41 protein-coding genes and 2 tRNA genes are annotated in these 25,681 nt (G+C 34.6%); 10 read left to right on the top strand and 33 right to left on the bottom strand.

Features of this window, described 5'->3' with window-relative positions:
* Window position 1: 1 nt before the first annotated feature.
* Genes AB671_RS06015 through AB671_RS06005 form a run of 3 tightly spaced genes read right to left on the bottom strand, consistent with a single transcriptional unit; the run spans window position 2 to window position 2,138 of the window.
* Window positions 2-1,108: a major capsid protein gene (locus tag AB671_RS06015; protein ID WP_066674304.1), complete on the bottom strand. Its 1,107-nt coding sequence runs from the start codon at window positions 1,106-1,108 to the stop codon at window positions 2-4.
* Window positions 1,109-1,128: 20 nt separating this feature from the next.
* A complete protein-coding gene (locus AB671_RS06010) occupies window positions 1,129-1,500 on the bottom strand; it encodes a hypothetical protein (RefSeq protein WP_066674306.1) in 372 nt (123 codons plus the stop codon).
* Between the two features lie 29 nt (window positions 1,501-1,529).
* Window positions 1,530-2,138, bottom strand: coding sequence for a hypothetical protein (locus AB671_RS06005; RefSeq protein WP_066674312.1), 609 nt, complete (start codon window positions 2,136-2,138; stop codon window positions 1,530-1,532).
* A 210-nt stretch (window positions 2,139-2,348) separates the two neighbouring features.
* On the opposite strand from AB671_RS06005, the gene AB671_RS06000 reads away from it, so the two are divergent.
* The 3 genes from AB671_RS06000 (at window position 2,349) to AB671_RS05990 (ending at window position 3,390) form a co-directional block, all read left to right on the top strand.
* Complete coding sequence (locus AB671_RS06000) at window positions 2,349-2,636, top strand: DUF3850 domain-containing protein (protein WP_066674313.1); 288 nt, start codon at window positions 2,349-2,351, stop codon at window positions 2,634-2,636.
* 8 nt (window positions 2,637-2,644) lie between these two features.
* Complete coding sequence (locus AB671_RS05995; RefSeq protein ID WP_066674315.1) at window positions 2,645-2,899, top strand: hypothetical protein; 255 nt, start codon at window positions 2,645-2,647, stop codon at window positions 2,897-2,899.
* Window positions 2,900-2,982: 83 nt separating this feature from the next.
* Entirely contained in the window at window positions 2,983-3,390 is a 408-nt protein-coding gene (locus AB671_RS05990; RefSeq protein WP_066674317.1) for a hypothetical protein, read from the top strand.
* A gap of 10 nt (window positions 3,391-3,400) precedes the next feature.
* Here the strand turns inward: AB671_RS05990 and AB671_RS05985 are convergent, their stop codons facing one another.
* The gene (locus tag AB671_RS05985; protein WP_066674320.1) at window positions 3,401-3,889 is read right to left on the bottom strand and encodes a hypothetical protein; all 489 of its coding nucleotides are present in this window, start codon (window positions 3,887-3,889) and stop codon (window positions 3,401-3,403) included.
* A 262-nt stretch (window positions 3,890-4,151) separates the two neighbouring features.
* Between AB671_RS05985 and AB671_RS05980 the strand changes: the two genes are divergently transcribed.
* Genes AB671_RS05980 through AB671_RS05950 form a run of 7 tightly spaced genes read left to right on the top strand, consistent with a single transcriptional unit; the run spans window position 4,152 to window position 6,564 of the window.
* A complete protein-coding gene (locus tag AB671_RS05980) occupies window positions 4,152-4,376 on the top strand; it encodes a hypothetical protein (RefSeq protein ID WP_066674322.1) in 225 nt (74 codons plus the stop codon).
* Window positions 4,373-4,762 carry a hypothetical protein gene (locus tag AB671_RS05975; protein ID WP_066674324.1) on the top strand — a complete coding sequence of 130 codons (390 nt, stop codon included), beginning with the start codon at window positions 4,373-4,375 and terminating at the stop codon, window positions 4,760-4,762. Before AB671_RS05980 ends, AB671_RS05975 begins: the two co-directional genes overlap by 4 nt.
* Window positions 4,763-4,786: 24 nt before the next feature.
* Window positions 4,787-5,104, top strand: a complete 318-nt coding sequence (locus tag AB671_RS05970) for a hypothetical protein (protein WP_066674325.1) — start codon at window positions 4,787-4,789, stop codon at window positions 5,102-5,104.
* Window positions 5,086-5,307, top strand: coding sequence for a hypothetical protein (locus AB671_RS05965; RefSeq protein WP_066674328.1), 222 nt, complete (start codon window positions 5,086-5,088; stop codon window positions 5,305-5,307). Before AB671_RS05970 ends, AB671_RS05965 begins: the two co-directional genes overlap by 19 nt.
* Window positions 5,308-5,314: 7 nt before the next feature.
* Window positions 5,315-5,761: a tape measure protein gene (locus AB671_RS05960; RefSeq protein ID WP_066674330.1), complete on the top strand. Its 447-nt coding sequence runs from the start codon at window positions 5,315-5,317 to the stop codon at window positions 5,759-5,761.
* Window positions 5,762-5,764: 3 nt separating this feature from the next.
* On the top strand, window positions 5,765-6,193 hold the full coding sequence (locus tag AB671_RS05955) for a hypothetical protein (RefSeq protein WP_066674332.1): 429 nt from the start codon (window positions 5,765-5,767) through the stop codon (window positions 6,191-6,193).
* Window positions 6,193-6,564, top strand: a complete 372-nt coding sequence (locus tag AB671_RS05950) for a hypothetical protein (RefSeq protein WP_066674334.1) — start codon at window positions 6,193-6,195, stop codon at window positions 6,562-6,564. Before AB671_RS05955 ends, AB671_RS05950 begins: the two co-directional genes overlap by 1 nt.
* Before the next feature lie 12 nt (window positions 6,565-6,576).
* On the opposite strand, the gene AB671_RS05945 is transcribed toward AB671_RS05950, so the two are convergent.
* The 29 genes from AB671_RS05945 to AB671_RS05810 form a co-directional block, all read right to left on the bottom strand.
* Window positions 6,577-7,629, bottom strand: a complete 1,053-nt coding sequence (locus AB671_RS05945) for a hypothetical protein (RefSeq protein WP_066674335.1) — start codon at window positions 7,627-7,629, stop codon at window positions 6,577-6,579.
* A 4-nt stretch (window positions 7,630-7,633) separates the two neighbouring features.
* The gene (locus tag AB671_RS05940) at window positions 7,634-9,046 is read right to left on the bottom strand and encodes a phage portal protein (RefSeq protein WP_066674337.1); all 1,413 of its coding nucleotides are present in this window, start codon (window positions 9,044-9,046) and stop codon (window positions 7,634-7,636) included.
* Between the two features lie 5 nt (window positions 9,047-9,051).
* Window positions 9,052-9,243 (bottom strand): hypothetical protein, encoded by a 192-nt coding sequence (locus AB671_RS05935; protein WP_066674339.1) that lies wholly within the window; start codon window positions 9,241-9,243, stop codon window positions 9,052-9,054.
* Between the two features lie 9 nt (window positions 9,244-9,252).
* Window positions 9,253-10,713, bottom strand: a complete 1,461-nt coding sequence (locus tag AB671_RS05930) for a hypothetical protein (protein WP_082987244.1) — start codon at window positions 10,711-10,713, stop codon at window positions 9,253-9,255.
* A 102-nt stretch (window positions 10,714-10,815) separates the two neighbouring features.
* Window positions 10,816-11,316, bottom strand: a complete 501-nt coding sequence (locus tag AB671_RS05925; protein WP_066674344.1) for a DNA N-6-adenine-methyltransferase — start codon at window positions 11,314-11,316, stop codon at window positions 10,816-10,818.
* Window positions 11,317-11,318: 2 nt separating this feature from the next.
* Window positions 11,319-12,098, bottom strand: a complete 780-nt coding sequence (locus AB671_RS22740; RefSeq protein ID WP_228390873.1) for a DNA-packaging protein — start codon at window positions 12,096-12,098, stop codon at window positions 11,319-11,321.
* Window positions 12,099-12,267: 169 nt separating this feature from the next.
* Window positions 12,268-12,346, bottom strand: a tRNA-OTHER gene (locus AB671_RS05915).
* Between the two features lie 51 nt (window positions 12,347-12,397).
* On the bottom strand, window positions 12,398-12,883 hold the full coding sequence (locus AB671_RS05910) for a hypothetical protein (protein WP_066674348.1): 486 nt from the start codon (window positions 12,881-12,883) through the stop codon (window positions 12,398-12,400).
* 131 nt (window positions 12,884-13,014) lie between these two features.
* A tRNA-Phe gene (locus AB671_RS05905) sits at window positions 13,015-13,087 on the bottom strand.
* A gap of 732 nt (window positions 13,088-13,819) precedes the next feature.
* Window positions 13,820-14,152, bottom strand: a complete 333-nt coding sequence (locus tag AB671_RS05895) for a helix-turn-helix domain-containing protein (RefSeq protein WP_066674353.1) — start codon at window positions 14,150-14,152, stop codon at window positions 13,820-13,822.
* A gap of 87 nt (window positions 14,153-14,239) precedes the next feature.
* Entirely contained in the window at window positions 14,240-14,503 is a 264-nt protein-coding gene (locus AB671_RS05890; RefSeq protein WP_066674356.1) for a hypothetical protein, read from the bottom strand.
* An 838-nt stretch (window positions 14,504-15,341) separates the two neighbouring features.
* Window positions 15,342-15,761: a hypothetical protein gene (locus tag AB671_RS05885; protein WP_066674359.1), complete on the bottom strand. Its 420-nt coding sequence runs from the start codon at window positions 15,759-15,761 to the stop codon at window positions 15,342-15,344.
* Window positions 15,762-15,925: 164 nt separating this feature from the next.
* Window positions 15,926-17,422, bottom strand: a complete 1,497-nt coding sequence (locus AB671_RS05880; protein ID WP_066674360.1) for a replicative DNA helicase — start codon at window positions 17,420-17,422, stop codon at window positions 15,926-15,928.
* Complete coding sequence (locus AB671_RS05875) at window positions 17,422-18,324, bottom strand: hypothetical protein (protein ID WP_066674362.1); 903 nt, start codon at window positions 18,322-18,324, stop codon at window positions 17,422-17,424. Before AB671_RS05875 ends, AB671_RS05880 begins: the two co-directional genes overlap by 1 nt.
* 7 nt (window positions 18,325-18,331) lie before the next feature.
* The gene (locus tag AB671_RS05870; RefSeq protein WP_066674364.1) at window positions 18,332-18,550 is read right to left on the bottom strand and encodes a hypothetical protein; all 219 of its coding nucleotides are present in this window, start codon (window positions 18,548-18,550) and stop codon (window positions 18,332-18,334) included.
* The gene (locus AB671_RS22985) at window positions 18,540-18,806 is read right to left on the bottom strand and encodes an HNH endonuclease (RefSeq protein WP_066674367.1); all 267 of its coding nucleotides are present in this window, start codon (window positions 18,804-18,806) and stop codon (window positions 18,540-18,542) included. The genes AB671_RS05870 and AB671_RS22985 overlap by 11 nt, the downstream gene beginning before the upstream one ends.
* A gap of 12 nt (window positions 18,807-18,818) precedes the next feature.
* Window positions 18,819-19,088: a hypothetical protein gene (locus tag AB671_RS05860; RefSeq protein WP_066764747.1), complete on the bottom strand. Its 270-nt coding sequence runs from the start codon at window positions 19,086-19,088 to the stop codon at window positions 18,819-18,821.
* 75 nt (window positions 19,089-19,163) lie between these two features.
* Complete coding sequence (locus AB671_RS05855) at window positions 19,164-19,430, bottom strand: hypothetical protein (RefSeq protein ID WP_066674371.1); 267 nt, start codon at window positions 19,428-19,430, stop codon at window positions 19,164-19,166.
* Between the two features lie 6 nt (window positions 19,431-19,436).
* On the bottom strand, window positions 19,437-19,883 hold the full coding sequence (locus tag AB671_RS05850; RefSeq protein ID WP_066674379.1) for a hypothetical protein: 447 nt from the start codon (window positions 19,881-19,883) through the stop codon (window positions 19,437-19,439).
* 5 nt (window positions 19,884-19,888) lie between these two features.
* Window positions 19,889-20,449: a hypothetical protein gene (locus AB671_RS05845; RefSeq protein WP_066674382.1), complete on the bottom strand. Its 561-nt coding sequence runs from the start codon at window positions 20,447-20,449 to the stop codon at window positions 19,889-19,891.
* 2 nt (window positions 20,450-20,451) lie between these two features.
* Window positions 20,452-21,189: an MBL fold metallo-hydrolase gene (locus AB671_RS05840; RefSeq protein WP_066674384.1), complete on the bottom strand. Its 738-nt coding sequence runs from the start codon at window positions 21,187-21,189 to the stop codon at window positions 20,452-20,454.
* Entirely contained in the window at window positions 21,189-22,223 is a 1,035-nt protein-coding gene (locus AB671_RS05835) for a recombinase RecT (RefSeq protein WP_066674386.1), read from the bottom strand. The genes AB671_RS05840 and AB671_RS05835 overlap by 1 nt, the downstream gene beginning before the upstream one ends.
* 19 nt (window positions 22,224-22,242) lie before the next feature.
* Complete coding sequence (locus tag AB671_RS05830; RefSeq protein ID WP_066674388.1) at window positions 22,243-24,252, bottom strand: AAA family ATPase; 2,010 nt, start codon at window positions 24,250-24,252, stop codon at window positions 22,243-22,245.
* 10 nt (window positions 24,253-24,262) lie between these two features.
* Window positions 24,263-24,517, bottom strand: coding sequence for a hypothetical protein (locus AB671_RS05825; protein ID WP_066674389.1), 255 nt, complete (start codon window positions 24,515-24,517; stop codon window positions 24,263-24,265).
* Window positions 24,504-24,647, bottom strand: coding sequence for a hypothetical protein (locus AB671_RS22215; protein WP_157444145.1), 144 nt, complete (start codon window positions 24,645-24,647; stop codon window positions 24,504-24,506). The genes AB671_RS05825 and AB671_RS22215 overlap by 14 nt, the downstream gene beginning before the upstream one ends.
* On the bottom strand, window positions 24,631-24,813 hold the full coding sequence (locus AB671_RS22210; protein WP_123873352.1) for a hypothetical protein: 183 nt from the start codon (window positions 24,811-24,813) through the stop codon (window positions 24,631-24,633). Before AB671_RS22210 ends, AB671_RS22215 begins: the two co-directional genes overlap by 17 nt.
* Before the next feature lie 11 nt (window positions 24,814-24,824).
* A complete protein-coding gene (locus AB671_RS05820) occupies window positions 24,825-25,061 on the bottom strand; it encodes a hypothetical protein (protein WP_066674391.1) in 237 nt (78 codons plus the stop codon).
* Window positions 25,058-25,276, bottom strand: a complete 219-nt coding sequence (locus AB671_RS05815) for a hypothetical protein (RefSeq protein ID WP_066674393.1) — start codon at window positions 25,274-25,276, stop codon at window positions 25,058-25,060. The genes AB671_RS05820 and AB671_RS05815 overlap by 4 nt, the downstream gene beginning before the upstream one ends.
* On the bottom strand, window positions 25,273-25,542 hold the full coding sequence (locus tag AB671_RS05810) for a hypothetical protein (protein WP_066674395.1): 270 nt from the start codon (window positions 25,540-25,542) through the stop codon (window positions 25,273-25,275). The genes AB671_RS05815 and AB671_RS05810 overlap by 4 nt, the downstream gene beginning before the upstream one ends.
* Window positions 25,543-25,681: the final 139 nt, after the last annotated feature.

Below are 25,681 nucleotides of genomic sequence, written 5' to 3'. Positions count from 1 at the left end.
CTTAGAAATCTCCGGTTGTACTCAGTAAGTAGATATACTTGATAGTATCAACTACCGGGAATGCGTTCAATTCCGCTTTAGTCCACTCACCCCAAGGCTCATTTGCTGACCACTTAGAAATAAGTGTTCTACCTTTTTTATTGTAGGTAACATGCTCAACAGGTTTCATTTCTTCCATCGCTAAAGCATTTTTGATTTCTCCCAAATTACCTTCAGGAATAAATGCGATATTCGCAGCTTTGAAAGGTTGTAAAATTGAGACGTTTCCATCTTTTTCGATTGGAACACGGATGTCAACAATTTCGAAAACAGGAAGCTTTGCAGCTGTCATATACTCGTTGATTCTATCAGAAGTCAATGGAGCTGTTTGAGAATTTCTTGCTGCTGCCGAAAGTCCGAAAAATGTTCCTACTGTTTCTTTTACTTCTTTAGACTGCATGAACTGAAGAAAAGCGGTATTATCAATCAACATTTTAGCAAATGTTTTACCTTTACTATAAGCACCATTTACCAAATTGGTGATATCTGTAATTGGTTTTGAATTTACGGTATCGCTCCAATCAACAGATGCGTTGATTTTATTCCCAGTAGGCATTTCCAATTCAATAGTACCAACCACAATACCGTCGGGGTTATTGTCTGCGGTAATCGTAATTGTTCCTGTAGAAATTGCCTCTGCAACGGTATAGTCAAGTCTTTTATCAACTGCTTCAGTAACGTATTTCAAGTCATCCCAAATCAATTTTAAAGCTTGGTTCTTTTTTTCGTTGTCTTTAATAGCCTTCATGTCCTGAAGAACCATGTAGTTTCTGTATTTCTCTTCATCCAAGTCTCTCATTACCTTAATTGGTGGGATTTTACCTGTCAAAGACTGTAAAGTCTCACGGCTTCTCAATGGAGTTTCACCGTCACGAGTTACGAAAGATGCAGCAGGAGTAATTGTTGAATTACCCAATACTGTTGTGTAGGTTAATGAGATTTGCGGCAGGGCAAATGAGAAATATTTTGAATACCAAGGCTGATTGAATTTCTCAAGCCTTGTATCGATCATGATTTGGGTTGTCTCTTGATCAGCGACACTTCCAAAAACTGATGCTTCTTTAGCCATTTTGTTTAATTTTTAAGAGATTATCGAGATTCAGAGAAAATAATTAGAGGTAAGACATCTCTATGAGCTTGGTCAATTGAAGGTGTAACTCTTCTTGCGTAAACCGTTCCTCTCAGAACAACATCTACAGGAGCAGCATCTTCAATGATTACATCATTTTTCAAAAGACCTTTAGCATCTGACACCTCGTCAGGTTCATCCCCTGTTAGGGTTGCTTTCTTTGCTTTTCTAGTAGCTTCATCAAACGTCATAGGTGTACCAGCGGAAATTGTCTCACCTACTGTTAACCCTGTCATGTCTAATGAAAAACCACCTCGTGCAGTTTCCAGAATCTTCTGGAAAATCGGAATCGTTCTCGTTCCTGTTTTTGAGGTAATATCTAAATATCCCATTTTGTTATTGTTAAGATTGATTAATGCTCTTAGAATGACTTATTGAAAGCTTCAATGTCTGCCTTCTTTTGAGCTTCAGTCTGATTCCCAACCGAACTTGCGGGCTTATATCCTTCTCCGGCTTCAGCTTCCGTTCTGTTTTGTAAAATTTCGGAGTAAAACTCTCCTTGTTTAGTAACAAACTCTTCAATTCCCTCGTCATTTTCAAAGCTTCTTCCGAGCATAACAGAGTCGATTTCCTTATCTGTCATTTTCAAAGCTTTAAGTCCTGCAACTACTTTTTGATTGTTTGTTTCGACTGCTTTTTCAGTTTTCAAACCCTGTACAGTCTCTGTAAGTTTTTGAATTGCCAAAAGCATAGGATCAGTTGTTTTACCTTCCTCTGGTTTAGGTTCATCTGCTGCCCCTTCACCAGAATTTCCACCTTGTTCTTTCTTCTTAGTTGCTGCTGTCACTCTCGCATCAATCTCTGATTGAAAAGTTTTAGCAAGCGGTTCGAAAACCACACATTGAGCAGTTATTTCTTCATCAGTTGCGTTTTCTCCAAGAGAACCCGTAATAGAATCAGATAATCCCTGTAATGCCTTTTCGGAAAGCCCATTTTTTAGGAAATGTTTTTTTACGATTGGGTTAATCATTTTGATTTCATTTTAATGAATCAAAAATAATGCTTTCAAACGTATTTAATACGTTGGAAATTTGTATATTTGTCGTGTTGAAATATTGATATGTGTATTATTTCAATGGATTAAATAAATAAAAGACCGTGATTTTATCATCTTTTTTATCAATAATTAAATAGTTACAGAATGAATAAGAGTCACGCAAACCCTTAAATAAAAACAAAGATGAAACACCACGATTTAAAATTAGAAACTCAATTCTTTGAACCTGCTATTTCCGGAAAGAAGAAGTTTGAAGTAAGATTTAATGATAGAGATTTCGCTTCTGGTGATACAATTACATTGAGAGAATGGGATAAAGAAAAGCCTGATTATACAGGCAGATTGATTGATGGTTCTATTTCCTATGTTTTACGTGATTTTGAAGCAGGTTTGAAAGATGGATATGTAGTGTTTGGATATTTCCCGAATGGCGCTATTTACGGGGATTCTGAATTTATAAACGATTTTTAAATACTATTATGAGCAGATTAGAAGAGCTGAAAGAAAAATATGCAGTTCAGCAAGGATTTGATTCTTGGAAAGAACTTTGGTTTGATACTGCAAACTTCAAACACGCAAATGAAAGAATAGACGAACTCGTAAAAATGTACGCAAAGGAATGTTCTCAGGCTTCTTTGGAGAAAGCGAGTGAAAAAACCAGCATAATTGAAAATGAAACATCTTATGTTAAGCAATCAGAGATTAACATAGAAGAAAACATTGTACTCCTTTAATTTTTGAGGAATTGGAACTAAAATAAACATTTTAATACACTAACTCGTGCAATTTATGCACATGTTCAAAAAAGGTAAACGATATGGAAAATACAAAAGAAAACAGATTGAAATTTTACGCTCAACATTTAGGGCAAAACATGATTATTGATTCAGATTGTTTCAGGTCCGAAAACGGAAACGACATCATTCACACAACTTTAGTTTCTGTAAGTTTAAAAGGGATTGAATGTGATGGCTGGATTCCAGTAACGGAGCATACTGCATTAGAACTCAAACCAATTTCATTAATTACAGCTGAAGATGTTCAAGAGTTGGGATGGTCAGATATTGATTCTTTTAAAAAATATTACAATTCTAAAAAAGACAAAGGATGTTTGTTTGCTGTTGATATAGACGGCCTAAGACAATTAGGATTTGCGACAAGCTGGAATGGTTTATCAGTTAGAAAATTGCAGGAATACGGCTGGATTAAATTAAAGTCTGAGTAAACTATACTGCTCACTTAATTTTACGAGTGATTAAAGGTTTCTTTTCATAGCCAATATCATTTTGAAGTTTTTGGAGGAATTGTCTACATTCGTATATTGATGATATATAATGAACAATACGAACATCATAATCCTCTCTAAATAGTTCGCTGTCATAAACTTTATGTAAAGATTTTAACAATTCATCTAAATCTGATTTTGTTCTTGAACTTATAAAAAGCGATTGTTCCGATATTGTATCAACTAAGTTATTATATACCTCGTAAAAACTTTCTCCATCTTTTCTGGAATAATAAGAGCTTCTGATCTTTTCCATTCTTCTTATGGTTTCGGTAATGATCCTAGCAATTTCCATGTAAGACTTTACTTTATAAGTAAAAAGGTGTTCTTGAAGTTTATCTTTTCTCTGTAATCGTGAGTTCAGGAATGCGCCTACAACAACCCCTATAAGTGCTGCAATTGGGAGAGATGCTTTAAAATATTCAATATTATCAGACATGGAAATTAGATTTGTTCAAATATAAAAAATAAATCAAAAATTTAAGCCGACATCTTACTGTCTCTTATTCTTGGAAAATTTCCCGACAACAAAACCAACTGACAAACCAATTAAAACCCCTCCAATAAATTGATAAAATTCTATATTATACATTTTAAATAATTTTTCACATAAATATGAAAATCATTTTATTCAACAATTTTTTATCCTCGGCTACGGAAAACCGCAATGAAAAACAATAACATCAACTTAATTTTATAGCATGAAAGAATTTAAAATTGAAGGACAACCAAACTTAATACTTGAGGTTGTCAGGGCTTTAAAATACAACTCTTCAGGGATAGGTTTGCGAAAGCTTTACGACATCAAAATAGAAAGAAAATCATATTTCAACAATAAAATAATATTCACAGCTAAAGAAGGAAGAGAAATCAATACTCAACACTTTTTTTACTTAGCACTAGACATCAATCTAACAATATCATGAAGACTATACTAATTTTACTTACATTAATTCTTTTCACATCTTGCACGGATGAAAGAGAATCTGAACACTTCCAACCTCAGCATCAAATAAAGGTTAATTTCGACTCTAAAAAAGGTTCGGAAGGAGGAAATAATTTGCAAATAGCAAATGATAATGAAACTGCTATTATAGAGAAGATTATCAGGAATCAGGAACTGCCCGAAAATTTCAATTATCAAACTGTTTGCTCCGGTTCTAACGACAGAGGATTGCAATTCGCTTACATTGAAATCAAAGGCGATTTAAACGGTTTATTTCTTACTGTTTTTGATGAAAATAGATTGATGGTTTTTAGGATAGAAAGCTTTTCCGGAAACTGTTTACTTAAATGGGTGAGCGAAGTTTAGTATATTTACAATAAAATAAATAAAATGAATTTAGATCAATACATAACATTAATTTGCGAAAATGGCTTATTAGATAAAACAGAATTCGTAAAAGTTCAAGAGCAGATAAATGAAAAGAACTTCATGGATATGGAGGATTTTGATAGATTATTACATCTCGGTTTTCCAATAGATTTAGAATTGAAAAAACTGAAAGGAACTGAGAATATTTCTGAAATTTTACAACTTATAAAAGATAAAAAAGTATCTGCAAGAAATTTTGTCGCAATAATTCAAAGTAATGTTTTCAGTAATGGAGCATTAATAATGCATCCTTTAAAATCATGCAACGAAACAGAGTAATCTACCACGTTAAACTCCACGAACCGACAGAAGGTAAAGCCGATTTCTTTTTCAGCTCTATAACGGCTATTTACAATATGTTCACTACTGAACAAATTGGAGTAGCTCGACAGACTTTATATCAGCAAAGTCTTAATCCAGGTGATGAATATAGAACGAAGTTTTGTGTAGTGAAGAAAGAAGAGGTTTTGAATAATAAATAGAATTTAAATGGAAAATATAGAATCAAGAATAGAAGATATAGCCATTGGCTTATCTGTTTCTGCGGAAAAAATAAAATTAGTTTACGATAATGTAAAATCAAAAGGCATAATACAAGGTGATGACCTTCGTCAATTGACAGAAATAGGAATACCTATGGTTAGAGAGCTTGCTGCTTTATACGGCAAAACCACAACCGAAATTCAGTTAATGGTTCAAAATGGTGAAATTGATTTTAAGCATTTTGGAGCCGTTTTCCTATATCTTACTAATGAGGGTGGAATGTTTTATGAGCTAAAAAAGAAGCAATCGCAAACATGGGGATATCAATACAAGGAAGCTTTGAAACAGATTATTATGAAAGCATACAATGCCGGATGGGTTGATTCTGAAAATAAAGGTCTTGATGATTATTCAGCAGAAAAATATTATAAAGAAAATTTTGAAAAAATTTAATCCATGGAAAGTAAAGAATTAAGAATCGGTAATTTCGTAAGCACTTCAATCGACGGAACTGTGATATATATAGTTGAAGAAATAAAAATGCACGGATTATTTCTTTCAAATCAAAGATCGATAACAGATATAGGCGAAGTTCAATATCATAATATACATCCCATTCCTTTAACAGAAGAATGGTTGATTAAATTCGGGTTTAAAAATATTAATTTAAAATACCACGGAAATGTTGAATTAATAGGTTTGTATTTAGAAAACATCGATTCACACCTAACATTTGATAAGAATGAGTGGAGACTAGAACAAAATGAAGATTGGAGAGATGGTGGCAATCATCACGATTTACCAAATATTGAATATGTTCACCAGCTACAAAATTTATATTTCTCACTTACAGGAAAAGAGTTAACTTTGAAGGAAAACAAATAATGGACATTAAAGAAATCTTCATTGGTAACTATGTTTCAATTTATAATAAAGCTATTTTAGTTGATGACGAAACTATTAGCAAGTTAAAAATTTATGAGAGTAAAGATTTAAAACCTATAAACATTACTGATGAATGGTTAATTAATTTTGGCTTTTCAAAAGAAGTTGAAACCGTAGATACATCATATTATAGGCTTAATACTAAGAATTATAAATTTGAAATTCTAATTCATAAATTTAAAGCAGAATATCTTTCCGTTTACGATGATAAAGATGAGCTTCAGGAACATTTTTTAGAACACACTTTAAAAATTCATACTTTACAAAACGTATTTATGAAATGGGTAGGTGAGATGCTTTATAAAATTTAAAAAGTAACCCATCTACAACAGATGGCTAACTTTTTCTTGATTATTCAGTATGAAATAAGGCTTGGATTTAGCATTTTGAATCTTCTGCTTGTTCTCCGAAACCCAAGATGTAAATTGAGGCGGAAGTTTTGTAATTGCATCTGCAGGTTCTAAAGGTTTTAATCCAGCGAAAATTCTCTCATTATCCTTTTCCATTTCCGCCCAAGTTTTTAAAATGGTGATAACAGTACATCTGCACTGTGGATGCCATCCCCAAAACTTAAAGTCCTTTGGATATTCCCCCGCCATCGCTTCACAAAACGGGCAATGATTAGGATTGTTTGATAATTTAATTCTGATTCCCTTCACAAAATCAAACTGCTGCATCTTTTGAAAGTTAGCTTCGTGATAAGCAATATTGTTTTCCGTCCTGGTTAATCGTTCAGCATTCTTGTAAGAAGATCGATAAACTCCTTGTCCGGGTTTATAAGCTTTTGCATTTTTTGATAATACTAAATTTCCGTGTTTATCTCTAACTCTTCGAAAGAGTCGATCAGGATCCGTAAGGTTTGCTTTTAATTCTCTTGCAAGTTTGGATGCTGATTTCCCCTCCCCGATTCCGATATCCAAACCCAGCTCAATTTCTTTTTTAAACTGATCAGATAATTTCCAAATCTTATCAGATAACCTCAACCCGTCTATCTTACGATTTTGAAACGCTTTTAAAGCATCCGAATTCGGATTTAGGTATTCTTTCACCTTTTCTTTAGGAAGATTGATTTTTGACGCTATTTCATTGACTAAAGCTGATTGTTTTTTCTCTCCATACTTCCAACTCTGTTCGAATTGGTTGAACATTTCCGCTGAAACGTTTTTCGTAAAGCCTTCGAAAAGTTTATCTACTTGTGGCTTTAGCTGCGGATAGTCTTTAAATGAAAATAGTTTTGTTGTATCTATTTGACCGAGGGAGATAAGCTTTACAATATCTTCGATGAGTTTTTGATAAAAACTTTTTATCCTACGAACGTTATACTCACCTCTTTCGAAGTGAGTATTATCAAAAATATCATCGTGAAGATCAGCCATTATTTTACAACTCTACAGGATTATTAAACACACTCTCAGTTTTCGCTTTCTCCTGCTCAGCTTCAAGAATTAACCAATCTTCTTTCGGCGCCAATTGCGCAAGTTCAGCAGAATATTCCTGAGAAACTAAAGGCTTGTTTCCGTTGGCCGTCATAAGCGTTTCAACCCATTCTTTCGTGTCTTGAATCATGTAAGGCTTAATTACCGGTTCAAGTTCCAGATTGTTTGTTGCATCAGCTAATTTTAAATTTAAAAGATTACCAACATAAGACTTCAGAATATTAAAACGTCTCTGGAAATATTCCTCCCAAATTTCATTCTTCTCCATTACTTTCAAGTGAGCATCCATAAACAGCATTTTAAGCATGATTCCGCTTACTTGAGACATTCCTTTAACCTGTCTAAACAAATCAGGTGTTTTAGTGAATTTATGTATGTTTTCGAGCCTTGTTTCAATCTCTAATCTTACAGATTCCGGAGCCGCTTCCCAAGAAATAACCTTCATATCAGAACCTATGTCTCCCATAATAGCTTTATTTGCTTCCCCGGCCTGTGGTAAAGATGTGACTGTGCCAGTAATGAATGTTACTGGCGCTGCATGATAATCATTAATCTCAGCATGACGGGAAAACAAAAGCTCCAAACGTTCAATATCGTATTTTACGTCTTCATACTCTGTTTCTTCCTGAGAAGCATAAACAACAGGGATTTTTCCGATGACATTCTTCCCTGCTCCTTCGATAACCTCATCAATCCATCCCGCATCTGCTTTTTTAAATCGTCTTACTTCGGTATCTGTGTAAGTTTCGAAGTATTCGATCGTGTTTCTTTCTTTGTCAATCAAAGTGAAAGCCCGAGAGAACGCAACCATGTTGTCAAACTCGTCAAACATCGGATAAAGAACATCATTTTTCCAAGGAACAAAGAGCTTCAATTTAATTCTGAAGTTACATGGAAAACCATAATCTTCATGAGTATCTACTTTCTGATAATACCAATACTCAGCGATTTCGGTTGATCTGTAAAGCTCCCTTGCTATCTGTCTGTTTTTGATATTGGCTTTATTTTCGAACAATATCCTTTCAATAGCTTTTTCGACAACCTCTTCCTGGCTACCTTCCTCGGCATTACTTTTAATCGTAACAGGGTTACCAAAACCAAATGAAACAGCACTGTTTACGATGTATTTCTGAACTGGAATTGCAATTCTATTTACGGGTTTAGTTCTTTGAACCTCTCCTTTTTCGTTTTTAATCTCTTTATCCGGAAGGAAGGTTTTATCTTGAATAGTTCGGTGCTCCGAAACCTTCCATTCTTTTTTTAGATCTTCGATTTTTGGTTTTGTCGAGCGGTCAACCTTTAGAACTTCGATTTGTTCCGCTGGTGAAGCTTTTTCTGTTATTTCTGCTATGTTCATGAGGACTATATCTTTTTGTTAAAACATTTAGAGATAAATTCAGCATGTTCTAAAGCTTCATTCTTCTCTTTTGTTTGTGTTATTTCATCGTCAGTCAGGATATATGGAACAACAGCAATTTTATATTTAGTTCCTATAGTTGTACTTACAACATTCCAAGCTGATTTAGTTCTCGAGTGTTTCACTATTGTTTTCATAAGTTTTTTTTACCACAAAATCCCACTCAATCCCTCTGCACTCATTACAGGAGAAATAGGATGGAAAGTATTTGCTAAAGCGTCAAACTCATCAGTCGAACGCTTCAATCTTAGTTTTATATCTTCTTTTTTTTCCATTTGAATCTTACCATCTGACCGGAAAAACCATTTGATTTCCGTAGCTTCTTCAAGGAAAGATTCGGAAGGCGGAAGCATAGCATCGTTGTTGTTTTTCGGGTCCAACCACTCACGAACGGACCAGAACAAAAACGCTCTCATGTTTAGGAATTCGTACTGTTCAGTACTGTCTTTAAGTTTACGACCACGGAACTCAGGCTTGGCGGAATACTTACAGGAAATAACACGCTTCTCAAGACCAAGCTCTACCAACCTCGAATAAACCCCAGCACCTTCTCCGATGGTATCAATAGACGCAACCGCTTTCGGATCAATACGAAGAGTATTAGCAATTTTTCCCGCCTCTTCCATATGATTGGCTTTACCATCAGAATGCTTTGTAGTGAATTTCTCAACATAATTTCCATACCGGTAACAGTCTACGGTATTATCACGCCCCATCCCGGCAATATCGCTTCCAAGGATAAGATTATGTTTCTTTTTATGGGTTTTAGTGTTTAGTTTTTGGTATTCAGTCCAGCGTTTATTTGCTAATTCTACCCATTGCTGAGGTATAAGCGCTTCTTCAGATACTTTCGGGAACTTACCGAGAATCTTTGCTCGGCATAAATCATTTGGTCGGTACCAGATTCCCTCAAACTCGAAATCATCCTCTTCAATCAGGATATCATTCTTTGAGATTATCGTACACCATTCGTTTAGTTTATCAACAATCCATTCGTAGTCAACTTGCCCGGGAATAATCATTTTCTTTTGAACAACATTAACAGCGTTCAAAGAATTTAAACTGAATTTACTCCATCTTTCTCCCTTCTGAGATTTTGCCGCATAACCGGTTGAGACGTTTGGATTAAAAACAATCAGCATTCTGGAATTACCTTGCAAGTTACCTTCAATAGCGTTGAAGGTTGTTTCTGATATACCCGTGGCTTCAGTAACAACAAACATAGTATTTACAGCGTGAAATCCCGTCCATGCTTCCGTTGCATTGTCATCGGCTTTAAATCCTGTCAAAAACCACTCATCCCAATCGGTACGAATATCATTCCCGACCAATCTACCAGGTAAATCAATTCCTTGGCTTAAAGCATTGTTGTAAAGTCTTGAGATTTCCGGTTGCATAATGTTATTTACCTGTCTACCTGTCGGAGCAGTCATTGCAACTTTAGTATTGTGGATTAGTTTTCCGTTCTTCCATCTTGGCGTTAAGTACATGAAGCACATAGCGGCAACAGCACTTAAAAAATCTTTTCCTCTCGAAGTTCCCGACATCACCGAGGTTCTCGGATTCATTTGAACGGAATCAATAATTGCTTGCTGTTCAGGGTCCATCCTTGCAAGCAATACATCATAAGCAAACTTATTCCATCCGCCCGGCGCACGCCATTCGGTGAATTTGTTTAACGCTTTTTGATGGAGGTCTTTGCTCATAGGTTACGAAAGTTGAATATATTTACCTTTTATTTTGCAGTTTTTAAGTATTTCTGCATTGCTCTTTCCGTATGCTATTAAAACAGACGGAGCACCAGAATTTGCTTTTGCTCTTGATCCGTCGACATGATGAAAGTATAAACGACCTTCAATAAACAACAAAGCATCAGCATCATTCCAGACGTGATCAAAAAACATTTTAGTTTCAGTTCTGGCAAAAATTAAAGCAATACCATCTTTATGATTTTTAAGTTTATTTAACCATCTAGCAGCTTCAAGACCATAAGGGGGATTACACCAAACTCTGCCAGACCAGATTTGCGAAAGTCCATCATCTTTAATTGAAAAATGATTTTTGGCAGTCGCCCATGGTTTATTAATTGGGGAGCAAGGATCTAAGTCAAATCGTCCTAATGCTTCGATAACATCAGGAGGAGTTAACCATTCATCTTTTTTCATGTTTGCTGAATGATGCGATCCTATTCCACTTTTTTTATCTTTCATGGTTATTCTTCCTCTTCGGAAGATTGTATTAAGAAATTAGTAAATGATAGAGTTTGGCCATTGCTGGAGATATCTTTCTTATCAGCAAGGCCTAAATCCCTTGAGATAATGTTGGCATTTAGTAAGTTTCCGGCAGCACCTTCGAACTTTTGACGGTAGATAACCGTCCTGATATCAGTGATGACCGTAGAATAATCGCCAGACTCTTCTTTGTCTTTTTCGAACTGTCGGAAGTAAGCTTCGTTGCAATTTAGATAGAAACAAAGCCCCGCCAGCGTCATCGCTCGCATGATTGGAACTTTTTCTGTAACGATAGTGCCCTGATAATTAAAGACCTTTGTTTCATACAAAGGATTTTCTTCAACCCATCTGAAATATTCGCAAGCAGCTTCCCATAACAACACTGGAGTTCCAAAGAGTTTATCTCTTCCATGCTTAGCCCTGTTCATCCAGAATTGATTTCCTTTTGGAAAGTTTCCCGGATTCGTCTTCACTTCAACCTCAGCAGGTTTTGCGGGAGTAGTCTTTCGAGCTGTTGGTTTCTTTGCCAGAGTTTTAGTTGTAGTCTTTTTTGCAGCAGGTTTTCGTGTCGTAGGTTTTACGGGAGCTTTAACCGTTGTTTCCACCTTGCTTTTAATTGTCGTTGCTCTTGTAGTTCTTTTCGGTGTAGAATCATTTGCAGGTGCGGTTTTTTCCGTTGCTGCCTTAACAGTTTTAACCACTGCTTTTTTTGGAGTGGTTGGTTTTTTAATAGGTATTTTAGAAGTTGGTTTCTTTTGCATTATTTTATTAAAAATTCAAACTCTCGCATTGAAACTCGCTCGTGAGATATTTATCAGTAATTATTTTTACGAAGTTCCCTGATGGCAATATCTCTGTGTTTTAACCAACCTTCGAGTTGAGGTGCAAGGTTTATGCTGAACTTCAACAATACAACGTGTACTATGTTTGTGAGCTATAAAGGATTCGAACCTTCAAAAATTAACCCCGTTTGTCTGAGGAATATGTTTACCAATTACATCAACAGCTCTTTTAAAAATCAGCTCACATTTGCAAGCTGATTATATTCTTTATTATTTTATTAAAACCATCCCATTGACCATACAGATAAGCAATCTGTTGGAAAATAGTTTATACTTGAACTTGATGAAAAACCTCTTGGCGAAGTGGTTACTAATTGATATCCTGAGTAGTGATTATCATAAACATGAACAATCGAAACAGTGTAACCATTTGAGTCGGTTGCTTTACAAACTGTTTTAACTTTTCTTTCAATTTCAGGATTCAAAACAATATTGTTCTCAAAATCTGATTCTTTTAATAATTCGCCCCTATGAACTAATTGAAGTGTTTCATGGTTAATCGCAACAAGATTTTCATCTTTTGAAGTCACTAAAATAGCCTCTTCCAAAGAAGCTGAGCCTGATTCCTTAGCCGAAGCTTTCATTTCGCTTTGCTTAATTTGGTTAGTTTCTTCTGGGAACGAATCCGCAGTTCCAGTATTGCTGCAAGAAGTTAATAATGTGGAGAAAACTCCGATTAATGCTAAAGTAAATAGCTTTTTCATTTAAAGTTTATTTTATAAATATTGCCTACTCTATGAGCTTTTCGGCTTACGCTAGAATTAAAAAACCCGACCGACGATAGTCAGCCGGGTAAAAACTATAACCATGAAAACTCAATTAAACATGAGAATCGTGGAAAAGGAAAGATTCGAACTTCCGACGCGTAGAGCTTCAATCTACCGCTCTACCAACTGAGCTACATTTCCATTTGATAGTCTTTCCTATCAGTCAGGCTACAATATGTGCTTGCTTTTCATTTCGCCTTGAATACAATAACCGGTCGCACATCGGGAGGGCTTTTACCTGTTTATTACCTCTCAATCCTTAATCAGGGGATTATGTGGATGATAAAGGAGTCGAACCTTTGAAGCTTATTATTTTCACTTCCTAAACCCAGACACCCCGCTATGGCTATTCCCAAACTCTAAGCTTGTACAATTCTCCAGGTGGTCGACCTGTTTTTATTTGGGAACAGCGCTCTTTAAAATGTTTGTGAAATCGTCAGGATTCGAACCTGAATCTTATTACCGCTCAACCAAGAGGGGCGTCTACCTTGTGTTTTAGTTGCCTTTCGACCTTACTACCACTTTCCGCCACGATTTCTTTTAAAAACAGTTCTCTACAATAATCATAAAAGCAATTCACAATCTCAGCAGAGAACTGACCACAAAATATCTATATGAAAAAAAATTATTAAATTTGATTTAAACATGTAAACCATAACTAATGACAATTAAAATTCAATTACAAAGCGATCAAATAGTTTACTTAAATACCGAACATATTATCTATGTAGTTCCGGTTGATGAAGGCTGTCAAATATTTTTATCAAATGATAAATCTTTCTGGTCAACCGAATCAGCTGAAAAAGTAAATACATATATCCAGAAGGCTTATACTTTTATTCATAGAAGTTCATAAGAAAATAAAAAGCACTTTCACCTGCGCTGATTGGATTTTACTCCTTTCGTAAGTGCTTTATTTTTATTTATCCTTTCCAGAATCGATTCATAATCTTTTCTGAATACTGCATTGTGTTTAAGTTCAATCGTACAGTTTTTCAAATAAGCGTAAATGCTTCCAATAGTTAACTCGAAGTAATCAGCAATATCATTAGTTTTGATATTAAACTTATTTCTACAAATGATTACGAAAATCATTCTTCCGAACACTAATTGTTGTTTCCTAGACTGGCTTCTAAGCACCTTAGGAGTTACCCCCATCTCATCAGAAACTATTTTACAAACTTTTAAAAGAACATCTTTACTCATCTACAAATCAATACTTTGATTTAGATAACAAATATAATAATTATTTTCTTTCATACGTACATAATACGTTGGGAATTTTAAATTTTTTTATTCTTTTTCAATTACATCAAGAATAACCCTAGCCTCTTCCGCTGTTGAAGGTTGTTCACGCTCTTTATAAACCAATCCCAAAGAAGGAGAAGCAGCTGAAAAGGTCTTGTTTTTATGAATTGTGATAGCATTCCAGGTTTCAGGAGCGATGTTTTTCTGGTAGTTTGTACAAAAGGTTTCTCCAGACCTTTCACGGATTACTTCCTTCTCGTATCCGTTTTCTTCTAAAAATTGGTAGAAGTTGAATTTGTTACTTTCCATTGATTTTATTTCTAATGTTTTAAAATTGTTTTTTAAGATTGGATATGATTACAGGCTTCCGTATGGAAAGAAATATTTTTTCATTCTGTTAAGTTTTAACATTAGTTTAATAATGTATAAATCGAAGAGAATATTTGGATTCAGTATGATCCTTAATTACTAACAGTTTAGAAAATAAAAAAAACAAAATAGTAGATTTTATATAATTATGACAGTCACAAGATTAGAAAATATCTAAAAAAAACAAACCGTTTAACACTTAAAGAACTAAACACTAAATAAATACGAACAAGCGTTTAGTTAAAATCGTGTGTTAATTTAAGATTTTGTTATAGATGTTTCCATTGTCCAATAGCAAAGGGAGTTTCATGTTAATGTGGATAACTAATAGGCTTAAAAGCCAGTCAATTACTCTTTACCCCTTTTAAAATCAGTCTACCTTATTTATCTTTGTAGAAGAAAGGCTCAGGAAAATAAGTACTCGTAATACTTTTTAACCCAAGCCCTAAGTATTAACAATTTAATCTATAATTCATGGAACCGACAAAAACTCCAAATGAAAAAATTGTTAAAATAATTTTATTTTGTATTAACTTACTTGCCCTACTATTAGGTATTTGTCAATCAATAAAAGAATTATTTTTTTAATTTAATCCACCTCTGATAAGGGGTGGTTTTCTTTTTCAAAATTAATACTTTCCAAAATAAAATATACTTTTTTGTGGATAACTTATTGTTAAAATATTGCTAAATTAAACATATTCATTGTATTCATAAGCCATACGGAGCTTTTAAAATATTTAAACATATTTAGGTAATATCTCTGAATCTTAAGTAATCATATGTCATAATTTTTCTCAATTAATAGTTTTAAATCGTTTTCTATTTCCAGGTAATTATCGGCGGTGTATCGTAAAATCTGCCATCCTAATTTTGTTGCGAGATTGTATTTCGTGACATCCTTCGTGTAACCTGATATTGTTGTATGTCCTGATTTTTCGGAGAAGATTCCCTCGTACTCAATCGCAATTCTATATTTTTCAATAGCCCAATCAAACCTGAACTTTCGGATCTCATCAAATCTGAATTCTTCCTGAAACTCTAATCCTGATTTTTTCAGAACCGAGATGATGTGAAGTTTATACGGTCCGATTTCTTTCGGGATAACAATCTTCTTTTCTGGTTCTTTAGGAAAATCCACTTTCTTTATTCTCCCCTCTTTTTCCAATTTTTGGAGAAGTGATTTGCTCCAAGTCATACTCTCTTCAAAATTTCAATTGCTTTTTCTATCTCAATTATTTCAGTTTCATACTTCCTTCGAATCTCAAAGCTTTCAGATGTAGGATTTCGTTTGAAGAAATACAAAGCTTTATTCTTGATTTTCAAAACTGACTTTAAAATTTTTATAGTGTTTTCCATATCTTAAAATCTAAATCCATCATTGTCATCATCTAAATTTTCTGGAGCATCAAAAGCCTGTGCAGGTGTCGAAAATGGTAAAGGGTTTTCATACCCACCGAAATCAGTACCCGTATCAAAGAATTTCGAAATATCACCTCTGAAACTCAATCTCGACTCGAATATGCTTCCGTTTCTGAACTTCGCACACATAAACTCCGCTTCATTCTTCGTACTCGTTTCTTCTCCATCGGGGTCATTATCCCAAGTATCAATCTTGTAATATTCCGGACGGAAAAGAAATCCTACAACATCAGCATCTTGTTCGATTGCCCCCGAATCTCGTAAATCTGAAAGCTGAGGTCTTTTTCCTGGTCTTTTTTCAACTTCTCTTGAAAGTTGTGATAAAACAATCACCGGCACCTGAAGCTCTAAAGCAAGAAGCTTTAATTTTCTTGAGATAACCGATACTACCGAATTATCACTTTTCCCTTTGCTGTCTGAAATTTCAATCAACTGCAGGTAATCAATCACAATCATTTTAACCCCCTTCTCTTTTTTCAGCAATCTTGCTTTAGCAAGTATCTGGTTGAGATTATTCGTATTTTCAATGATGTGAAATGGTAGATTATCGAATGTTGATGTTTCATAAAGCTTCTGCATTTCCAAATCTGATAAACTCATATCCCGGAATGCATTCCCACCGATTTCGGTTTCATTACTTACCATTTTCGTGTGAAGCTGACCTGCACTCATTTCCAGTGAGAAGAAAGCAACCGGATGACCTTTTTTCGCTGCATGGAAAACATCATCCAAAACGAAGGTTGTTTTCCCCATTGCCGGTCTTCCTGCTATCACGATCATATCTCCATCTCTCCAACCTCTCAACTTACTCTCAACAGATTTGTGCTTACTCGGAATTCCAGGGATAACTTTCAATTTCTGCTGCTCAATTAATTCCTGATGGAGTTGCAACGAAGTTTTATCTTCCTTTTGCTGAGCTATAACCTCCTCGATTTCGTTCATTCTTCCGATGTGAGCATCGATTTCCTCGAATATATCCGTTGACTCTCGGTAAAGAACATCAATGGCATGAGAGCAATTAGCAATCATTTTTCGAGCGAGATACTTCTGTAAAACCATCATCAGGTGATAATCCAAATGAGCTCCCGAACTTACTCCCATTGTCAACTCAATCACGTATTGGTCACCTCCTGCATTGCTCAGCTTCTCAGTTCTTCTCAGCTCCTGAATAACCGTCATGATGTCTACCGGATAATCTTTCGATTGCAAATCGATCATAGCTTTAAAAATTGCCTGATGTCTTGGGTCGTAGAAAACCTCATCTTTCCCCGCAAAACGTTTTTTAATCTTCTCAATCGCTGATTTTTCAATCAAAGCGGTACCAATCACCAACCTTTCAAAATCAATAGCGTTTGGCGGTATTCTTCCGGTAGATAAAGCCATTTCTTTTGCAAAATCCCCTGAAATTAGTGAGGTTAAAGTTTCTTTTTGTGCCATTATTTAGCAAATTGTTTTTTGTTGTTTAACCATTTTTTCAATCTCGATCGTGTGTCCCAAGCCTTCATGCTCTGAAACAACATTTCTCCGGTCGGTGTTGGCTCTCGGTAGTGATCAAAGAATTCTTGCAACGTTGCTTTTGAAATCTGCTGACCTCCGCTTACGCTTTGGATGTCCTTGAAAAATTCCTCTTTGGTCCATTTCGTAAATCCCGTGAAAGGTAGTTTAGGATTTTTAGCAAGCCAGAATTCAAAGTTTTTTGAGAGATCACCTTCACTTAGCCAATTATCATCACTCCATGAAACTTTCTTTTCAACAAATTCATCGATTTTTAAATTCATCTGATCGTCAGAAAAGTTGTGAGCCATTTTCAAGCGATCCATCTGAATTGGTTTTTGAGTTTTAAGGAAGTTTTTGAAATCAGAGATCTTCTGCAAATCCGAATCGGTTTCTCCTACTACGGATTGTGTATTTGTATATTGGTAAATTGGTTTATCTATACTATCAATGCTTTGTACAGTGCTTTCACTAGTGCTTTGTATAGTGCTTTCAACTTGCTTTGTACTGTGCTTAATTAACGCTTTGTCAAGTGCGTTGTTATTTGCGTTGTTATTTTTTGATAAGGCAATTATATTTGCAGAGTATTGATTTTTTGATTTTTCAATCATTTCAATAAATCCTATTTCAACCAACTCATTTAAAGTTTTAATGTATGTATTGTATGATTTGATACTAATCGCTTCCATCACCATACTTGCCGGGAATCCAAATTTTTCTTTCCAACCAAGACGATTACAATGCTCTATAGCGAAGAAATACATAGCAATATGATTAGGTTTAATCTTATCAGGATTTTCGAAAGCGTAATCCCAAAATACACGGGATAAATCATAAACATTCATATCTAATTTATTTCAATTCCAACTTTCCATCAACCTCTTTTAGCTCCTTATTTCCGACCGGAAGATCAAAATACTTGTAATCGTACCGATTGCCTAAATTCGTCTCAAAAACGATCTTCTGAATCTTTCCTATTCCTGTGAAGTTAACCTTCTTAATGCCTTTGTATTTGTAAGGCGTAACATTGATAATTACTTCCTGATCGATATCTAATTCTTTAACTTTCATAGATTTTCATTGTTTTTTGATGAGTTTCATTTAAAAACTCTTTGGTGAAAATATTTGCGTGCGCTTTCTCATGGCAGGTTCTACACAGTGCGATAAGATTCTCAATTTTATCTTGCTGATCTTTTGTTTTGCTGCCGAATTCTGATCTCCGAATTATGTGATGAATCTCGGTTGCTTGACAATGGCATATTTCACAGTGGTAGAACCCCGAATGAGAAGGAAAATACTCAGTGTATACTTTCGTATGCTTTTCCATTTAAGACAGTTTTTAATTTGTCTGATCTATACTGTCAAGCACTAAAACTTCATCGTCAAAGAGACTTTCAATAACCTTTTGCTGTTCTTTGCTTTTACTTTCCTTCTCGCATTCACATCTTTTAAACTGAAGAACGCCACCATTCGGAATCATTTCAACTTTATTACCTCGCTCAACATATTTTTTCAATTCTTTTAACCAATCCATATCTGTATAGCATTCAGGCTCACAACAAGCAGCGAAAATATTCCCGCAACATTTATATTTAATTACTTGTATCATTTTAGTATATTTTGACTGTTATTTTTTGATGTCAATTTTATTCAATTCTATAGTTTTGAAGATTTTTAGATTCACTTATTCAGTGAATGTTTTGTTTATAAATTCTAATTCTTCCTGAAAAACAAAAGGTGAACGAAGTTTTAAAAACCGGTACCATTTATCTCCTACTTTTGCAAACCGACGGAGATCCTGATATAAGAATGCCTCTTGTCGATTATGGAACTGCTCCATTAACTTGTAAGATGAAAACTCTTTTTCCTTCAATTCACCAGAGCCATCTTGGTACTCTAATTTGAAGCAAGTGGCATTTTCAATGTTTATTCGTTTTTTGAATTTTCTCATAGTTTTTTACAAATAAATTTGATTCTCGTGTTCTTCGATTTTGTTTTTTATTTCTTCCAGGTGGATAAGATCTTTAGGTTCCGGAAGGTAAAGTCCTAAAGTCTGAGCTGAGTAGTTTCTGAATCTCTCAGTGGCAAGCGAAAACTCTTCTGTATTTAAATTTGCTGAACTTCTCCAATCTTCTCTTTCTTCTCCGGTTACAAAGTTTACATGTGTCGTTTTGAAGATATCCGGATTAACTTTCTTTTTGAAGTGTTCCAGTTTAATTTCAGCGAGCGTATCTCCATATTCTAAAGCGTATTGACTTAAAATTAAATGCAGATAATTATTCTGCGAGTAGGTTCTGTTTTTCTTCTTTTCCAAAACCTCAATCTTTGCATTTTTCTCAAAGAGATGTTTAATTCTCCTGATAGCTCTCTGTTTCATGGTTGGGTTGGATAAGTCGAAAATCATAGTCTTTACTTTTTTACACTGTAAAAAGTTCTAATTTTTCCGGAAGTGTAAGAGCATGGAGGTAATTCTGAAATAACTTTATTAAGTTCATCCAACGCTTTTTGCAAATTATCTGGAAGTTCGCCATCTGAATTTTCAGGCATAATATCAGCCCAATAATCACCTTCGATTTTAAACCAATTGTTTTCCTCACAGAATAAAAGTGAAATAGAATCGAGATTATTTTCAAGTAAATAAGCATTCAGATCATCTTCGTTAAAAAAATATTGATCATCAAAAGCGGTTACTACCGGACTTCCATCATAAGCCTTGTAAGTAAGCTTATTGTAGTTTTCTAATTGCTTTTTTTTCCTACATGATTCACAACTTAAATAACTTCTTGTTTCGATGATGGCACCACATTCACACTTTCTGTGAGTAGAACCTGTATATCTTGCCATATGTTCATTATGCTCTCCTTTACCCCAAAATCTACCATCACTACTCACCCACCCCTCTACATTTGTTTGATAAGTGGCGGCTTTTGGGCTGTCGTACATTATTATTTTTTTTTCAGTGGTTTCCATAATTAAAAAGGTGTTTTATTAAATTCTATTGTCATTCCGCCGTTTGCGGTGTGAACTTCTTTTCCTGTGATTCCTGAGACTTTCTTTGCGAAGTTTATCTCATGTGAGTTGCTGTCAGATAAATGAATCAAAACGATGTTGTTTACCTGTGAAAGATCATTTGCGAGTAGAAAATCCATACACGTCTCGATACTCATATGAGAGTTGTAAATTCTATCTCTCAAAAACTTTTTATCTCCTAACTTTTCATTGATGATATCAGCATCGTAATTAGCTTCGATAATGATATTATTCAGACCTTTGAAGGTGTAAGGACAATAAACCGTATCAGTAAGAAATAGCACCGTTCCGCAATCTTTGTGATTGATTAAGAATCCGCAAGGCTCAGCAACATCATGTATCGTAGGAAAGGAAATCACGTTGAAGTTTCCGACTTTGAATTGTCCTTTTTGCGGAATCACAACCTTTCTGGAGCTTACTGTGTTCTTTGAAGCTGAGTTTTGAAAAGTTCCTGCAGTAGCATAAACATTAATTCCTGATCCCAAAACTTCATTGATACTCTTTGCATGATCGCCGTGCTCGTGCGTAACTAAACAAGCCGTGATTTTATTCACTTTGAAATCGATAGCTTTTTTAATATCCATGATATTCACTCCGCACTCGATGAGTAATGCTTCCTCCTCATTTTCGAGGAGGTATGCATTGCCTTTACTCCCAGAACCAATTACTTTCAGCTTCATCAGAAAGATGGTCCTTCGTTTGCAAATTCTCTAACTTCCTCAGCGGAAACCTCCACAACATTTTTCACTTCCTCATAATCAACATCAGAAATATTTTCAAATCCTATTTCTTCTTTGTTGGCGTGCTGAGATATTTTTTCAGCAACTTCAGTCGGAACTTTATCATTTTCATTAGTGATTATCTGCATCAAATAATCGTCAATTTTCTGAGAATCGATATTAATTGAATTCCAACAGTGACGCTTTAAAGTTTTCATGAACATTTCCTCTTCCCAACCTTCGACCTTGATTTTCTTTCCGGTTTTTTTACCATTCTGATATTCATCTTTCTCACCTCCCCAAAACTCAGCAGAAGCATACTCTGGGATTCTTTTTTCAATCTGCTCTCTGTTCAGAACTACAAGCTTATTTTTCTCTTTGTTCTCATACATCATGTAATAAAAACCACCCTGTAATTCCCCTCTGTTGAAGTCGTCAATGATTTCAAAATCATAGCTCTCGATTTTATTATTGATGTTTTTCTTAAATGATTTGAATTTATCAGTAGAATATTTCAACTCAAAAAGAACCTCATCCGGAGCATCAAATCCGTATTTTTTCGCTTTGATCTCAAGTCCATTAAAACCTTCAATAAAAGTGATATCATATTTATTGGTTTTGCCGTTTTTGTAAGGAATTGGATTGATGTGATTCTTTTGTAAAGGATCTAATCCAATCATTGAATAAGCGACTACATCTCTGGAAAGTTTTCTCAGATTCACATTACCCCATGCAAATGCTAATGGATCTCTATATTGTTCTGATTTTGACATTCTTTTAACTTCACTGTCGATCAAAACACTATCAAGCTTTATGAAGTAATTATTAATAAGCTTTCTTTGGAAGTTTGTTAATTCCAAAGGCTCGCTTCCAGGATTATGAAACTCTTTCAAAACTGTCTGAGTGAATTTCTCAGATGGTGATAATGTTTTTTCCTGATTTGCTAAAGATGTATTTTCAGGAGCTTTTTCTAATTGTGTGTTGTTTTCTGACATTTTATTATAGTTTTAAAGATTATGCTATTCTTAATTTTTTATCTTCCGGTGATACGAAAAGGTTGATGATTTGTGAAGGACTGTCGATAAGCTTTACAACTGATTCTCTGTTGTCGATAATGATAGGCGCAGAAACATTGTAGAACTCACACAGGGAATTTATAATATCAATACCCGCATTGATTTTAGAAGCCGTGTTTGCGTCAGTGAAAGGCACCCCATTTATAAGAGCATCACAGCATTCTTCAACACCTCCATTGATTTGAGTTTTAAACAATCTGAATTTTACGAATGAGAATTTCTCGTTAATTCTATCTTCGATTGTATCGATCTTCAACTTGATGAAGTTTTCGATTACATACTGAGTTTTTTCAACGTCAGCGATTGATTGAGCAAGCATCGATTCTTCTTTTTGAAGTTCTTTAATACGAACGTCTGCAGCATTAATCTGATCATTAGCTTTTAAAGAATCTCTTAAAACTTGAATTTCAGAATTGATAGTTTGTTTTTGAGTTCGTAGATCATTGTTTGCGTTTGCATCAGGAAGTTCAAAAACCTTAGCTTCTAAAGTTGCTATTTGAGATTTCAAATCAGGTAATTCAGTGTTTTCAGCGGTATATTTTTCGATTAAATCTTCTACTGAAACTTTAGTTTCGGAATTAGTTTTCGCAGATTCAAAATCACTTTGCAATCCAGTGATAGATTCTTTTACAGAAGCAATAAAATTTTCACCGCTTTCTATTCTTAAATTAACTTCTGATAATTCAGCAACTGCATTATTTTTCTTTTCAGAAATAGCTTTTCCATCTGCATTGATACCATCAAGAATACTTTTCTTATTCGTATTGAATTTAGTCTGTAATTCAGCTTTCTGATTTTCTATCGTAGACGCATCAAGCGCTCTTTCACAGCATGGACACACTGCATTATCTTCTGAGAAAATAAAATTCTTAGCGTTTTCAACTTCCCACAACTCTCTTTTCTCTTTGATAGATTTTTCATAATTAGATGTGTTGTTTTCTAGGGTTGATTTTTCAGATTTTAATCTTACGATCTTTTGTTCTGCAGGTTGAAGTTCATTCGATTTTTTATCGTTGATCTGCTTTAGAATTTGATCTGCTTTAGAATCTCCGGAATTAGCTTCGTTTTTAGCTCTTTCAGCAATTTCAAAAACAATTGTATTTACTTTTCGTGCAAGTTTGAAAATCTCATCCTGATTAGCATTTCTCTGGTTGATAACCTCATCAAAAGCTTTAGATTTATCAAGTAATTGATTCTCGATGTTTTCAATCTGAGATTCTTTTGCTTTAATTTCAGCATTGATTTCCTCAGCATTTACCGCTTCTGGCTTACTTCTTTCCACCTCATCGATTCTCGTAGGAATCATTTTTATATCATCCTTCGCTTTTTTGATTGTTGCAGCAATCTGTTTTTTAAATTCTTCCAGAGATTTGTTAGTCAATTGAGCAACTAAAGCGATGTATTCTTCATTTCCTTCCGCTAAATCAGCATCTGAAACCTCACCAGCAATTTTCACTAAAACATCTCTTCTATCCTGCCATTTCAAAGAATTAAAAGCCGATGGCGAAGTAATGAGCTTGAAAACTATTTCATCGATAATTTCGCCTACTTTCTCGTTATATTGCTTCTGAGACATCGGAACATCATTCCAATAGTATAAAGTTTCATTACCTGAAAATTCAGATTCTAAAGCCCCTTTGGTTTTTACCCATTTCTCACGGAAAACTCTTTTCAACCTTACAAGTTCTGAGTTTACAAGGAAATCGCCTTCAACTTCATGGTCGATTTTTGGAATCACATTGTTTTCAGAATCCAAAGTTTTCAATTCGAAATCTTTTCTGTCTGTTGAGTCTTTACCGAATAAAAGCCATAAAATACTGTCGAAAATTGTGGTTTTTCCGGTCCCATTATCACCGAAGATATTCGTGTTATTGTCGAAATCAATACTTAGATTTCTAAGACCCTTGAAGTTTAATACGGATAGTCTTTTTAATTGTACATTGTTCATCTTTATAGTTTTAAAATTGTTTTTTTATGTCTTGATATTTTTTATTTGCTTCGATTTCAGTTTCAAATTGAGCTACAGATACAAATGGATATTTAGTTTTATTGATGCTCTTATTTTCCATTCTAACAACCCATTTTTTTGAAACTTCACTGTAGAAAACTCCTTCTTCATTAGGAAATTTTTCTTCTTTAAACCTTTTGAAGCTTTTCCCGTGGTTTAAACCTGCCATTGTCAGTTTAGTTTGTAAATTCTTAAAGTTTTTCATTTTGCAAATCCTTAATCTCTTTGATAAACTCATTTACAGCGGTTAATTCTGCGTGAGTTAAAGTGTCATATCCAATTCGTTTCGCATTAACGAACCATATCCCTCCGATGTTTTCAATTCTGATGTTCATGGCCATATTTTATGAAGTTGGAAAATTCTTTGTGATAGATTCTTAGAAATCCAACCACTAAATACACACAAGCCGGAAGTAAAAAGACCGTGATGTTTTGGTTTTCAGAACAGGCTAAAACATAGACTGTATTGAGAACAAGAAGGAAGTTTAAAAAGTTTTTCATTTGATTGAGTTTTAAGTTTGTTTTGGTGCTTTATCCCATCCTCGGCGTTTTGCCGCTTGTGCTAACAATAGCTGAACATTTGGAGAAAGATTTTGCGCGGCATCCACTCCGCTATTCTCTTGTGCTATTTGTTTCTCTAATTGTTCTATCTGCTCCCAGACTTGTGCATTGGCATTTCTTTGTTGAACTTCTACTCTCCATTGCTTTACTCTAAGTGCGTGAACTGCTTTCTCCAGTGTTCTGCTCATGATATTTTATTTTCTGATGGAAATTTTCTGTGATATTCTTGCTCGATCTCGTGATAGTTCGTGGCTTTCAAAGTGTAAGCGTTGTAAAGCATTCTATCAGCGGTTTCTCTGTCTGTTGTTTCCTTCATTACGAAGAGAAATGAATCAAAGACAAATTGCTTTTCAAAACCTCCCATTCCTTTAAATGGATCTGCTGTTTTTAAGTTTGGTTTCATACGCAGTCTAGGATTTCTTTTACAGCCTTTTTACAGTTTCTGGCGCTTTTAATCTTTTGATCTGCATTTTTAGTGGCAATTGGAAACAAATATTTCAAAGCTTCAAGGCTTTTCTCAGAAACACTGTTTCTTCTATACAAAACATCTCTAACTGTAGAGGGGCTGCAGTTTACTATATTTGCCACGTCACCCCATTCATCTTTGTGGGTGAATTCTCTGAGATACTCAGAGATTTCTTGTGGAATAGTTGCTCCGATATTTATCATATGCTTAATTATTTGTATTTTTGAACTGTTTTTATAGTTATTTCGTTGTAACTATGATACAAATATATAACTGTTATGTAACTTATGCAAATAATTAATACAACTTTTATATAACTAAACTATAACATATTGATAATCA

The sequence above is a fragment of the Chryseobacterium sp. BGARF1 genome, from assembly GCF_001677955.1.
Lineage (GTDB): Bacteria > Bacteroidota > Bacteroidia > Flavobacteriales > Weeksellaceae > Chryseobacterium.
This window is presented reverse-complemented; position numbering and strand designations above follow the sequence as displayed.